This window comes from Flavobacterium sp. LMO8 (genome assembly GCF_009495755.1).
In the GTDB taxonomy this organism is placed as follows: Bacteria; Bacteroidota; Bacteroidia; order Flavobacteriales; family Flavobacteriaceae; genus Flavobacterium.
In genome coordinates this window covers 88,266-100,465 of record NZ_WIBJ01000031.1, presented here as the reverse complement: position 1 = coordinate 100,465, position 12,200 = coordinate 88,266, and the positions used below count along the sequence as shown (strand labels likewise).

Genomic DNA, 12,200 nt, shown 5'->3' with positions numbered 1-12,200 from the left:
TAAAAAAACTACCTTTGTAAAAATCCTTATTGCATGAACCAAATCATTAAAATCCTATTTTTCTTTTTCGTTACAAGCCTATGTTTTGCACAACCTTCCGAACAGCAAAAATTAGAAGCACGTAAAGCACAAATCCTGAAAGAAATTTCTGAAAACAAATCGAGATTAGAATCTGAAAAAAAGAAAGAAAAATCGGTTTTAAAGCAAATTACACAACAAAATGGTTTAATTAGTTTAAGACAAAACCTAATTAATACAACAGCAAAACAAACTCGTATTTTAACCGATGATATCTATTTAACGCAACTCGAAATGAATAAACTAAATAGAGAGTTAAAAGTTTTGCGTGAAGATTATAAAAAAATGATTGTAAAATCATACAAAAGTAGAAACGAGCAAAGCAGAATTATGTTTGTTTTGTCTTCCGAAAATTTTCTACAAGCCTATAAACGTATTCAATACATGAAGCAATATGCAGGTTTTAGAAAAATGCAAGGTGAAGAAATAAAAGAAAAACAAAAAAAATTAGTTGAAGCTGAAAAACGTTTAACAGAAAGTAAAAAAGAAAAAGAAATTGTTCTTGAACAAACCGAAAAAGAAAAACAAGAATTAGAACAAGAAAAAAAAGAACAAGAACGTTTAGCTAAAATTATTCAAAAAGACAAGAAAAAATACTCTGCAGAAATTGATAAAAAGCAAAAAGAGGCAAAAGACATTGATAAAAAAATCAAAAAAATAATTGCCGACGAAATAGCAGCAGCAAACAAAAAAAATGCCGCTAAAACAGGAAAAGCTGCACCAAAAACAGGAACTGCAGCTACTTCAAAATTTGTGTTATCTGCAGAAGGTAAAGTAGTTTCAGATAATTTTAAAGCCAATAAAGGTAAATTACCTTGGCCAGTAGTTGATGGTTATATTTCATTAAAACATGGCGATCAACCGCATCCTGTTCATAAGAATTTAACTATACATAACAGTGGTGTTGAAATTTCAACAAAACCAGGTGCTTCGGCAAGAGCTGTTTTTGGTGGCAAAGTGTTGCAAGTTCAGGTAATTTCGGCAAACAACAAAGCAGTTTATATTCAGCACGGAGATTTTATTACTGTTTATTTGAATTTATCTTCTGTTAGTGTGAGCAAAGGACAAAAGGTAACAATCAAACAAAATATTGGAAAAATTCACACCGATTCTTCTGGAAGTGCGGTAATTAAGTTTTTAGTATTACAAAATACAACAACACTAAATCCAGAATCTTGGTTAAACTTATAAAATAAGAATGAGGTCGAAATGGCCTCATTTTTTTTGAATCAATTTAGTACTTTTATATTTCAATAGATAATTATGAATGTAGCCAACATCAAAATACTTCACATCGATAGCAACCATCCGTTACTTTGGGAACAATTGCAACAAGCGGGTTTTCATAACGAAGCCGATTTTACTTCGTCCAAACAAGAAGTGGAAGCTAAAATTGAAAATTACCACGGAATTGTCATCAGAAGTCGTTTCAAAATTGATAAAACGTTTTTAGATAAAGCTACAAATTTGCAATTCATTGCTCGTGTTGGTGCTGGTTTAGAAAGTATCGATTGTGATTACGCTACAGCGAAAGGAATTCATTTAATCGCTGCTCCAGAAGGAAATGCAAATGCTGTTGGCGAACACGCTATTGGAATGTTATTGTCGCTTTTTAATAATCTAAACAAAGCCAATAACGAAGTTAAATCAGGTCAATGGAAGCGTGAAGCCAATCGCGGACATGAGTTAGAAGGCAAAACCATTGGAATTATTGGTTATGGAAACATGGGAAAATCATTCGCTAAAAAACTTCGCGGATTTGATGTAACCGTTTTATGTCACGATATTTTACCTAATTTAGGTGATGCCAATGCGACTCAAGTTGCCTTATCCGAACTTCAAGAAAAAGCAGATGTATTAAGCTTACACACACCTTGGACACCTGAAACCGATAAAATGATCAATTCGGATTTCATTAATCAATTCAAAAAGCCATTTTGGTTGATTAATACGGCAAGAGGAAATTCAGTTGTAACCACTGATTTGGTTGAAGGATTGAAATCTGGCAAAATTTTAGGTGCTGGTTTAGATGTTTTAGAATACGAAAAACTATCTTTTGAAACTTTGTTTGAAGGAGAAAAGCCAGCCGCATTCGAATATCTTTTAACTGCTGAAAATGTACTATTAACTCCACATATCGCAGGTTGGACCTTTGAAAGTCATCAAAAATTGGCGCAAACCATTGTAGATAAAATTTGTAAGATTTATCAATAATGTTTGTAACAATTTGTTAGGTTGTCGACTAATACAGAAAATATTTTTATATTAGCATTTTATGGCGCATCCGAAAAGCCTTATGAGTAGGAGACAACTAATACAAACAATTTTACAATGGAATCACAAAAAGTAGACATGTTCATGATGACGAACGCGAAATTTTTCGAAGGTCATCAATTAAATGCAATCAGAGAACGATTATTACAAATGGAGGATGATAAATGGCCAATGGTACAAACACTTCAATTTAAAGATCCGACAACTTCTTTATTAATTTCAATTTTTGCTGGAGCTTATGGTATTGACCGTTTCTATATTGGTGATACAGGAATGGGAGTTGGAAAACTACTTACTTGTGGTGGTTTAGGAGTTTGGGCTATCGTGGATTGGTTTTTAATTCAAGGTGCTACCAAAGAGAAAAACATGGAATTATTCAACAGAACTTTTTCGTTCTAAAAAATGAATAAAAACAAGCTTTATTTATTTCTTTTATTTGCTTGTTTTGTAGGGTATAGTTGGTTGCTTTTTTCGTTGCAACACGAACACGAAATTCAAAGTCAAGAATTTACCGTTTGCTTGTTCAAAAAAGTAACCACTGTTCCTTGTCCTTCATGCGGAACCACACGTTCTGTAATGCAACTTTCACACGGAAATTTTCTTTCAGCAATTTTAATCAATCCTTTTGGTATACTTGTTGGATTAATTATGGTTATAGCTCCCATTTGGATTAGCTATGATTTGATTCAAAAAAAGGAAACGTTTTACATCGCTTATTTAAAAATTGAAACTATGCTCAGAAAACGAAAAGTCGCAATTGTACTTATCGTTCTGGTAATAGCCAATTGGATTTGGAACATTAAAAAAAATCTATGATTACAACAGCAAAATTTAATTATCAACCTCACGAATCGGAACTAGAACGTGCGTCGAATAGCTATTTGATGTCCTTAGTAGCCGTAATTGGAGGTTTACCATTGCCTATTTTAAATTTAATGGCAAGTATTTTCTTTTATTTAGGAAACCGAAAAAGTACAGCGTTTGTAAAATGGCATTGTACCCAAGCTTTGGTTTCTCAATTGGGTTTGTTTTTCTTTAATAGTGCTGGTTTTTGGTGGACTATGTCTATTCTTTTTCAAGATGGAGAAGCAACCAATTATTACTTTGCTTACATTATTACGTTAGTGGTTTTTAACTTAATTGAGTTTTTCTCTACCTTAATTATCGCGACTAAAGTAAGAAAAGGACAACACACTGAATTCTTCTTTTTTGGAGATGTTACTAATTTAATTTGCAAAACAAATGAAGGTATTAAGTAAAGGATTAGTTATCGTAGCACTATTTTTTGGTGTTTGGATGTTGTTATCGCAAATTGATTTTGTGAAACATTTTAAAGTAAAAGAAGCCAAAACAGGAACTGAAAAGACAATTGGTGATATTATTTGGGACGAAATAGAAGACACCGAAACCATCATTTTTGACGATTCGATTGTGAATACTTTGGATTCCTTGTTATTACCCATTTGCAAAGAAAACGGTATCGAAAGAGACAGTTTAAAGGTTCATATCATTGATAAAGATGAAGTAAACGCTTTTGCAATGCCCGATAATCATTTGGTGGTTTACACGGGTTTGATTAAAGCTTGTAAAAACGAACAAGCGTTACTAGGTGTTTTAGGTCACGAAATTGCTCATATTGAAGGCAATCACGTGATGAAAAAGTTGTCTAAAGAAATTGGTCTTTCCGTTTTATTATCGATTACAACGGGTTCAAATGGTGCAGTTTTAAGTGAGATTTTAAAAACACTTTCATCATCAGCTTACGACAGAAGTTTAGAAACCGAAGCCGACATGCAAAGTGTGAAATATTTGCTTAACGCGAATATTGACCCAAGACCATTTGCTGATTTTCTTTACGAATTATCAGTTGATAATGAACTACACAAATACACCTATTGGGTTTCCACTCATCCCGAATCAGAAGCGAGAGCCAAAACCATTTTGAATTATTTAAAAGGTAAAAAGATAGAATCGAAACCTATTTTAACAAAAGAAGCTTGGGAAGATTTTCAACAAAAAGTAAAGGCTAACAATTAAGTTAGCCTTTACTTTTATCTTTAATTTTAAAGATTAGAATTAATAGACATCAAATATTTTTTTGGTGTTGTTCCAAATTTTTTCTTGAAAGCAGCTATAAAATGACTACCCGTACTGTATCCAATTTTTAAACCTACTTCATTTACATTATACGAACCGCTATCTAATAATTGACGAGCATAATCCATTTTGTAATCGAATAGAAATCCGTAAACGGTATCTCCATAAATTTGCTTGAAACCCATTTTAAGCTTCTTTAGATTTAATCCAACTTGGTCTGCTAATTCTTGAAGCCCAGGTGGTTCTGCCATATTATTCAAAATAATATCTTTTGCCTTTCTTATTTTTAAAACGTTTTCTTCATCAATTAAAAACGGACACTGTTCTGCATTTGGATCTTCTGAACGGTTAAAATACAAACTCAACAACTCATATCCTTTTCCTTTATAGTACAAGTTCTTGATAAAAGAATTTAAATTATAATGAAAAATTTGACTCAATACAATCGACATCGAAGGACTAATGTCATTCTCTTTATAATATTTCTTGTCTTTGTTTTCATCACTTAAAAAAGGAATGTTTTCTGCTTCTGAAGAAAATAATCCATGAAACTTTTTGATAGAAACAATAATAGAAATCACCCATGTATTTGGTGCTAATTCTAAATGAATAGGTAATTCTTTTTGCGGATTGTAAAACAAAAGAGACTTTTCTTCTTTTAAATCTAAAGCATAATTTCCCTGATTAAAAATAAATTTCCCTTTTCCTTTAATTCCAAAATGAAACTGTATAAGTCCTTGGCTTACAGGTCGTTCAATTTTAATTGTTTCGTTACTATCGTTTTGAAAACGCAATAAAATGAATTCGTTTTCAATTTTTATTTCTTCTAAAGAACCCATAGCGATATTTTTTCGTATATACATTTAATCAACTAACAAAATATTATTTAGAATTATTCTACATAAAGTAATTGTTAGGCCTTGAATACATTACAAATTTAGTAGAAATAATAGTAAAAAGATAATATTAGCTTAAAATATCTTTAAGCGACACAAAAAGTCCTTTGAGCGTTGTTTTTATAAAAAGGTAAAATATATTTTTGTTAAACTTTTAGGAAAGAGTACATATTATGGAAAACAATACATTCGCAAAGCATCCAACTTTCTACGCCATAGGCTTAAGTTACAAGAAAGCCGATGCTGAAATGAGAGGCAAATTTAGCTTGGACGAACAGGCTAAAACCCGCTTATTACTTCAAGCCAAAGCAGAAGGTATTGACAACCTAATTGTAACTTCTACTTGCAATCGTACTGAAATTTATGGTTTTGCTCAACACCCTTTTCAATTAATCAAATTACTATGCGAAAACAGCCAGGGAACAGTTGAAGATTTTCAAAAAGTAGCTTTTGTATACAAAAATAGTGAAGCTATTTCACATATGTTTCGTGTTGGAACAGGTTTAGATAGTCAAATTTTAGGCGACTTTGAAATTATCAGTCAATTAAAAAATGCATTCGTAAAAAGTAAAGAACTTGAATTGGCAAATGCTTTTTTAGAAAGATTGGTGAATGCAGTTATTCAAGCAAGTAAAAAAATTAAAAACGAAACTGAAATTTCATCAGGCGCTACATCAGTATCTTTTGCATCGGTACAATACATTTTTAAAAATATAGAAGATATTGCTTCTAAGAATATTTTACTTTTTGGAACAGGAAAAATAGGGAGAAATACTTGCGAAAACTTAGTAAAACATACGAAACACGAGCAAATCACATTGATAAACAGAACTAAAGAAAAAGCTGAAAAATTAGCTAGAAAACTAGATGTTATTGTGAAAGATTATGCTGATTTGCAGTTAGAACTTCAAAAAGCAGATGTGGTAGTTGTGGCAACTGGTGCTCAAAATCCTACAGTTGATAAAGCTATTTTAAATCTGAAAAAACCTTTATTAATTTTAGACTTATCGATTCCGAAAAACGTGAACGAAAATGTAAAAGATATTAAAGGTGTTACTTTAGTTCACATGGATGAACTTTCGCAAATTACAGATGAAACTTTAGAAAACAGAAAAAAACACATCCCAGCAGCTGAAGCTATTATTGACGAAATTAAAGACGAATTTATGGCTTGGACCAAACAACGTAAATTCGCCCCTACCATTCATGCTCTAAAAGCAAAACTGAATACAATTAAAGAAGGAGAATTAAACTTTCAACGCAAAAAACTAGCTAATTTTGACGAAGAACAAGCAGAATTAATTACGGCTAGAATCATTCAAAAAATCACCAATCATTTTGCCAATCATTTAAAAGATGATGAAACTATGGTTGACGAAAGCATTGAATGGATTGAAAAAATTTTTCAAATTGAAACGGCTGTAAAATAATGAGCAAAATTATAAGAATTGGAACTCGTGATAGCGAATTAGCCCTTTGGCAAGCACACACCGTTCAAAAAAAACTAAACGATTTAGGTTATCAAACTGAAATTACAGCTGTTAAATCGCAAGGAGACATTATTCTTGATAAACCACTTTACGAATTAGGAATCACTGGAATTTTTACCAAAACGTTAGATATTGCCATGTTAAACGGTCAGGTGGATATTGCTGTGCATTCTATGAAAGATGTGCCAACCGCTTTACCTATCGGAATTGTGCAAGCAGCAGTTTTAGAACGCGCTAACACATTAGATATTTTAGTTCATAAAGGCAATTTAGATTTTTTAAATTCAAACGGAACCATTGCTACCGGAAGCTTACGCAGACAAGCGCAATGGTTGAATAAATATCCAAATCACAATGTGGTTGATTTACGTGGAAATGTAAATACTCGCATGCAAAAACTTCATGATAGCGATTGGAGCGGAGCTGTTTTTGCAGCTGCAGGATTAGAACGCATCAACTTAAAACCAGAAAATTATATCAATTTAGATTGGATGGTTCCGGCACCGGCACAAGGCGCAATGGTTGTGGTAGCAATGGAAAATGATGATTTTTGTAGAGAAGCATTGTCGAAATTAAATCACTCTGAAACCGAGATTTGCACGTACATTGAACGCGAATTCTTAAAAACACTAGAAGGCGGTTGTACAGCTCCAATAGGAGCTTTGGCAACATTTTCTTCAGATAAAATTGATTTTGAAGGCGTTTTGTTTTCTTTAGATGGAAAAGAAAAACACACAATCAAAAAAAGTTGTACTTTTGATTCTTATAAAAACTTCGGAAAAAATTGTGCCGAAGAAATTTTAAACAACGGCGGAAGTGCTTTAATGGAAAGCATTCGTCGTGATTTAAAAAAGTAATTTTATTCCAAAATGGAGAAAGAATCGTTACTCAATTATTTATATCGCTTTTTTGATATCATCGTACTGCTTTTTATAGTTTTCGACTTTGGATATGATTTCGAAGAAAACTATAATTCGCCACATGTTGTAGGTTTAATATTTCTTTCTATTGGATTATTAGCTTTTAATTCGTTTAAGTTTTTTACCTACAAATACAAAAGCAATAAAAAAGTAGCATTAGCAAATATAATTTTGCTAACCGGAATTTTGATTTTTTGTGGAATCATTTCCATTTTAAACTCGGATTTTTCTTCGGATTATATTCTTCAAAAAGTAAAACCTGTTTTAGAGGGCGGACTCATATTTTATTTCTTACTTAGGCTTTTAGTTTTGGTGCGTCATATTTATGATATCTATTTCAATCCGGCAATTGTTTTTGTTGGAAGTTTTATGATTTTAGCTTTAATGGGAGGCTTTTTATTAATGCTTCCAAGTGCAACTACAAACGGTATAACATTTACAAACGCACTGTTTACAGCCACAAGTGCAGTTTGTGTTACAGGGTTAACGGTGGTAGATACTTCTTCTGCTTTTACAACTGTTGGGCAATCGATTATCTTAGTTTTAATTCAATTGGGAGGAATTGGAATTTTAACTTTTACGTCGTTCTTTGCTTTCTTTTTTAGAGGAAGTTCTTCATTTAAAGAAGGATTAAACACAAAAGACTTTATTGCGCAAGATGGTTTGAGAGATGTTTTTAGAGCCGCTTTAAATGTTGTAATGTTTACAATTGGTGTTGAACTAATTGGTGCGCTTTTTATTTATTCGTCTGTTATTGACAATAATGCCATTGATAATAAATTTTTCTTTTCAATATTCCACTCAATTTCTGCATTTTGTAATGCTGGGTTTTCTATTTTATCTGCTGGTTTATATGATGAAGGAATTCGTTTTGATTACTATTTACAATGGATTTTAATAACACTGATTATTTTAGGTGGATTAGGACACAATATAGTATTTAACTTTTATCAGAAAATCAAAACTCATGTTGTGGAACTTTTTGATAAAACTATAATCCATAAAAAAGTTCGCATTATCACCTTAAATACACAATTCGTAATTTACACTACTTTAGTATTATTAATTGGAGGCTTTATTTTCTTATTTATCTCAGAATACAATAATACATTATTAGAGCATTCAACAACTTTCGGAAAAATTACTGCAGCAGCCTTTAACTCAGTTACACCAAGAACTGCAGGATTTAATGCTGTAGATTTTACACAAATGAATGTTCCTTCATTATTGTTTATCATCTTTTTAATGTGGATTGGTGGTTCTCCAGCATCGACTGCCGGCGGTATCAAAACGAGTACATTTGCATTAGCCACTTTAAATATTTTTGCAGTAGCAAGTGGAAAAAGTCGAATACAATTATTTGGAAGAAGAATCTCAGCAGAATCAACATCTCGTGCATTTGCTATTTTGTGCATTTCATTAATAACTATTGGAATTTCAATTGTTGCCTTACTAATTTTTGAACCAAAAGGAACACCACTATTGACCGTTGCTTTTGAATGTTTTTCTGCCTATAGTACAGTTGGATTAAGTTTAAATTTTACTCCAACTTTATCAGAGCCAAGTAAATATGTAATCATTGCTGTAATGTTTATTGGTCGTATAGGAATGCTCAACTTAATGGTTGGATTATTACGCAGATTGAATCATCAATTCTACGAATATCCAAAAGAAAATATATTAATTAACTAATCTACCAAAAATGAAAATTATAGTATTTGGTTTAGGAAACTTCGGAATGTCGCTTGCCATCAGCTTAACTGAAACAGGAAACGAGGTAATTGGTGTAGATAAAAACATCGAAAAAGTAAATTTAGTAAAAGATAAAATTTCTCATGCTGTTGCTTTAGATTCAACCAACGAATTATCCTACGAAGCATTACCACTGAAAGATGCTGATAAAGTTGTTGTAGCCATTGGAGAAAACGAAGGTGCTGCCATCATTACAACAGCAATTATTAAAAAATTGAGTGATGTAAAAATCATCAGTAGAGCTTTGTCTCCTATTCACGACACAGTTTTAGAAGCAATGGGAATTTACAGCATCATTCACCCAGAGCAAGAATCGGCCGACCGATTAACTAAGCAAATCAACTTCAAATCAACGTTAGAAAACTATCAATTAGATGATAATTTTACGATTTCTGAAGTAAAAGCAAAACCAGAATTTTTTGGTAAAACTTTAGGTGAATTGGATTCAATCGATAAATATCATTTAACACTAATTACAATCATTCGTAAAAGAGAAAAACGTAATTTAATTGGCAAAAAATCAATTATAAAAGAATCTATTGGTCGTCCTGCGCCAGATACTATTGTTCAAGAAGACGATATTTTAGTGGTTTATGGATACAATAAGGATATTGAAACCTATTGTTTAGGACAAGAAGAACACCAAATTAGAAGCTAAAATGACTCGAATTCTCTCTACAAAAAAACTTTCAAAAGCATTAAAAAAGAAGTTTTCAGATGCTAAAATGGAACTTGTAGAAAAGAATTTTATTCAAACCAAATCCATTTCATTTGAAACATCTCAACTCAATGATTACTTAATTTTTACGAGTAAAAAAGCAGTAAAAAGTGTTTTAAAATCGGATTTAAAAAACGTTCATACCATTTCATGTTTGTGTGTGGGAAGTAAAACCAAAAATTTTCTCGAAAAGAAAGGATTCACCGTTTTAGAAAGTGCTGATTATGCCGAAGATTTGATTCAAATAATCGATTCGAAATACAAAAACAGTTCGTTTACCTTCTTCTGTGGAAACATTAGGAAAAATACGATTCCAAATTATTTTCAGCAAAACAAAATCGCATATAACGAAATTGTCGTATATGAAACCAAACTAAAACCACACCAAATAAAAGAACCATTTGATGGTATTTTATTTTTTAGTCCGTCTGGAGTGAATAGTTTTTTGGGAAAAAATTCATTAGAAAATAAAATGTGTTTTTGTATTGGAACCACCACTTCAAAAGCATTAGAAAACAAAACAAAAAATATTGTAATTGCATCGCAACCCACCGTTGAAAATGTAATTACCGAAGTAATAAAATATTATAAACGCTTATAGCCTATTGCTTAAAGCCTAAAGCATAAAAAATGATTAAGAACGATTTATTTTTAAGAGCATTAAAAGGAGAAACTGTTGAACGTCCACCAGTTTGGATGATGCGTCAAGCAGGAAGATATTTACCAGAATTTAGAGCCTTGCGCGATAAATATGATTTTTTCACGCGTTGCGAAACTCCAGAATTAGCAGCTGAAATTACCGTGCAACCCATTCGCATTGTAAAACCAGATGCGGCTATTTTGTTTTCGGATATTTTGGTAGTACCAAGAGCTATGGGAATTCACGTAGAATTAAAAGACAATTTAGGTCCGATAATTCCAAATCCAATTCGTACAGCTGAACAAGTAAATCAAGTTTTTGTACCGAATATTCACGAGACTTTAGGTTACGTGATGGATGCTGTAAAACTAACCAAAGAAATGCTGAACGACGAAGTGCCATTAATTGGTTTCGCAGGTTCACCATGGACGATTTTCTGTTATGCTGTAGAAGGTAAAGGCTCAAAAAGTTTTGATACAGCTAAAGGATTTTGTTTTTCAAATCCGGTTGCGGCACACTTATTATTGCAAAAAATCACTGATACGACAATTTTATACTTGAAAGAAAAAGTAAAAGCAGGTTGTAATGCGATTCAAATTTTTGACTCTTGGGGAGGTATGCTTTCTCCAGTTGATTATCAAGAATTCTCATGGCAATACATCAACCAAATTGTAGAGGCTTTAGCTGAAGAAACCGAAGTTATCGTATTTGGAAAAGGATGTTGGTTTGCCTTGAACGACATGGCAAAATCAAAAGCATCAGCTTTAGGAGTAGATTGGACATGTTCTCCAAGAAACGCACGTTATTTAACTGGTGGTGACATTACTTTACAAGGAAATTTCGATCCAAGTCGTTTACTTTCTCCAATACCAACCATCAAAAAAATGGTTCACGAAATGATTGACGAATTCGGAAAAGACAAATACATCGTAAACTTAGGTCACGGTATCTTACCTAATATTCCTGTTGATCATGCGAAGGCGTTTGTTGAGGCGGTGAAAGAGTATAAAAAGTAGGCAGTCGCAGTTTACAGTAAACAGTTTTCCTGCAAGGTTTTCAAAACCTTGTAGGTATTAGAAATACATTTATATGAATACAATCATTGAACTTGAAAATTGGATGATAAATAATAACATCAAAAATTTTTATCTTCCAAATAATAAAAGAAATAAATATGTCACTGATATTGGTGAAGGATTAGAAGATGTTCATGGTTTATATATATTTTATTCAATAGATGAAAAAGGAAATCGTTATGATGATAATTTTTTCAAATCCGAAAAAGATGCTATTGAGTTTGTATTTGAATTTTTAGTAAAAAATGGAAAATAAATT

At 32.0% G+C, this 12,200-nt stretch carries 14 protein-coding genes; 13 read left to right on the top strand and 1 reads right to left on the bottom strand.

Features of this window, described 5'->3' with window-relative positions; all coding sequences use genetic code 11:
- Positions 1-33: 33 nt before the first annotated feature.
- The 6 genes from GFJ94_RS08330 (at position 34) to GFJ94_RS08305 (ending at position 4,389) form a co-directional block, all read left to right on the top strand.
- Positions 34-1,269 (top strand): murein hydrolase activator EnvC, encoded by a 1,236-nt coding sequence (locus tag GFJ94_RS08330; protein WP_153201096.1) that lies wholly within the window; start codon positions 34-36, stop codon positions 1,267-1,269.
- A 72-nt stretch (positions 1,270-1,341) separates the two neighbouring features.
- Positions 1,342-2,292, top strand: a complete 951-nt coding sequence (locus tag GFJ94_RS08325; RefSeq protein ID WP_153201095.1) for a 2-hydroxyacid dehydrogenase — start codon at positions 1,342-1,344, stop codon at positions 2,290-2,292.
- Positions 2,293-2,409: 117 nt separating this feature from the next.
- Positions 2,410-2,751, top strand: a complete 342-nt coding sequence (locus GFJ94_RS08320) for a TM2 domain-containing protein (RefSeq protein WP_153201094.1) — start codon at positions 2,410-2,412, stop codon at positions 2,749-2,751.
- A 3-nt stretch (positions 2,752-2,754) separates the two neighbouring features.
- Entirely contained in the window at positions 2,755-3,168 is a 414-nt protein-coding gene (locus tag GFJ94_RS08315; RefSeq protein ID WP_153201093.1) for a DUF2752 domain-containing protein, read from the top strand.
- Entirely contained in the window at positions 3,165-3,611 is a 447-nt protein-coding gene (locus tag GFJ94_RS08310) for a DUF4870 domain-containing protein (RefSeq protein ID WP_153201092.1), read from the top strand. Before GFJ94_RS08315 ends, GFJ94_RS08310 begins: the two co-directional genes overlap by 4 nt.
- A complete protein-coding gene (locus GFJ94_RS08305; protein WP_153201091.1) occupies positions 3,595-4,389 on the top strand; it encodes a M48 family metallopeptidase in 795 nt (264 codons plus the stop codon). Before GFJ94_RS08310 ends, GFJ94_RS08305 begins: the two co-directional genes overlap by 17 nt.
- 26 nt (positions 4,390-4,415) lie before the next feature.
- Here GFJ94_RS08305 and GFJ94_RS08300 read toward each other — a convergent pair whose 3' ends face one another.
- A complete protein-coding gene (locus GFJ94_RS08300) occupies positions 4,416-5,288 on the bottom strand; it encodes an AraC family transcriptional regulator (RefSeq protein WP_153201090.1) in 873 nt (290 codons plus the stop codon).
- A 230-nt stretch (positions 5,289-5,518) separates the two neighbouring features.
- Between GFJ94_RS08300 and hemA the strand changes: the two genes are divergently transcribed.
- From hemA to GFJ94_RS08265, 7 genes are all read left to right on the top strand, one after another.
- Positions 5,519-6,775: a glutamyl-tRNA reductase gene (hemA, locus tag GFJ94_RS08295; protein ID WP_153201089.1), complete on the top strand. Its 1,257-nt coding sequence runs from the start codon at positions 5,519-5,521 to the stop codon at positions 6,773-6,775.
- Positions 6,772-7,692, top strand: coding sequence for a hydroxymethylbilane synthase (hemC, locus tag GFJ94_RS08290; RefSeq protein ID WP_162523846.1), 921 nt, complete (start codon positions 6,772-6,774; stop codon positions 7,690-7,692). Before hemA ends, hemC begins: the two co-directional genes overlap by 4 nt.
- Positions 7,693-7,704: 12 nt before the next feature.
- Positions 7,705-9,447 carry a TrkH family potassium uptake protein gene (locus GFJ94_RS08285; RefSeq protein WP_153201087.1) on the top strand — a complete coding sequence of 581 codons (1,743 nt, stop codon included), beginning with the start codon at positions 7,705-7,707 and terminating at the stop codon, positions 9,445-9,447.
- Positions 9,448-9,457: 10 nt separating this feature from the next.
- Positions 9,458-10,165: a TrkA family potassium uptake protein gene (locus GFJ94_RS08280; RefSeq protein WP_153201086.1), complete on the top strand. Its 708-nt coding sequence runs from the start codon at positions 9,458-9,460 to the stop codon at positions 10,163-10,165.
- 1 nt (position 10,166) lies between these two features.
- Positions 10,167-10,826 carry a uroporphyrinogen-III synthase gene (locus tag GFJ94_RS08275; protein WP_153201085.1) on the top strand — a complete coding sequence of 220 codons (660 nt, stop codon included), beginning with the start codon at positions 10,167-10,169 and terminating at the stop codon, positions 10,824-10,826.
- 29 nt (positions 10,827-10,855) lie between these two features.
- Positions 10,856-11,881, top strand: coding sequence for a uroporphyrinogen decarboxylase (gene hemE / locus GFJ94_RS08270; protein ID WP_153201084.1), 1,026 nt, complete (start codon positions 10,856-10,858; stop codon positions 11,879-11,881).
- A gap of 73 nt (positions 11,882-11,954) precedes the next feature.
- Positions 11,955-12,197 carry a hypothetical protein gene (locus tag GFJ94_RS08265; RefSeq protein ID WP_153201083.1) on the top strand — a complete coding sequence of 81 codons (243 nt, stop codon included), beginning with the start codon at positions 11,955-11,957 and terminating at the stop codon, positions 12,195-12,197.
- The last annotated feature ends 3 nt before the right edge of the window (positions 12,198-12,200 follow it).

What these genes read in the sequence shown, in the direction of transcription:
- GFJ94_RS08330 (WP_153201096.1), top strand. Translation starts at nt 34, where the DNA reads ATGAACCAAATCATTAAAATCCTATTTTTCTTTTTCGTTACAAGCCTA.
- GFJ94_RS08275 (WP_153201085.1), top strand. Translation starts at nt 10,167, where the DNA reads ATGACTCGAATTCTCTCTACAAAAAAACTTTCAAAAGCATTAAAAAAG.
- GFJ94_RS08285 (WP_153201087.1), top strand. Translation starts at nt 7,705, where the DNA reads ATGGAGAAAGAATCGTTACTCAATTATTTATATCGCTTTTTTGATATC.
- hemA (WP_153201089.1), top strand. Translation starts at nt 5,519, where the DNA reads ATGGAAAACAATACATTCGCAAAGCATCCAACTTTCTACGCCATAGGC.
- GFJ94_RS08315 (WP_153201093.1), top strand. Translation starts at nt 2,755, where the DNA reads ATGAATAAAAACAAGCTTTATTTATTTCTTTTATTTGCTTGTTTTGTA.
- GFJ94_RS08325 (WP_153201095.1), top strand. Translation starts at nt 1,342, where the DNA reads ATGAATGTAGCCAACATCAAAATACTTCACATCGATAGCAACCATCCG.
- GFJ94_RS08300 (WP_153201090.1), bottom strand. Translation starts at nt 5,288, where the DNA reads ATGGGTTCTTTAGAAGAAATAAAAATTGAAAACGAATTCATTTTATTG.
- GFJ94_RS08265 (WP_153201083.1), top strand. Translation starts at nt 11,955, where the DNA reads ATGAATACAATCATTGAACTTGAAAATTGGATGATAAATAATAACATC.
- hemE (WP_153201084.1), top strand. Translation starts at nt 10,856, where the DNA reads ATGATTAAGAACGATTTATTTTTAAGAGCATTAAAAGGAGAAACTGTT.
- GFJ94_RS08320 (WP_153201094.1), top strand. Translation starts at nt 2,410, where the DNA reads ATGGAATCACAAAAAGTAGACATGTTCATGATGACGAACGCGAAATTT.
- GFJ94_RS08305 (WP_153201091.1), top strand. Translation starts at nt 3,595, where the DNA reads ATGAAGGTATTAAGTAAAGGATTAGTTATCGTAGCACTATTTTTTGGT.
- GFJ94_RS08280 (WP_153201086.1), top strand. Translation starts at nt 9,458, where the DNA reads ATGAAAATTATAGTATTTGGTTTAGGAAACTTCGGAATGTCGCTTGCC.
- GFJ94_RS08310 (WP_153201092.1), top strand. Translation starts at nt 3,165, where the DNA reads ATGATTACAACAGCAAAATTTAATTATCAACCTCACGAATCGGAACTA.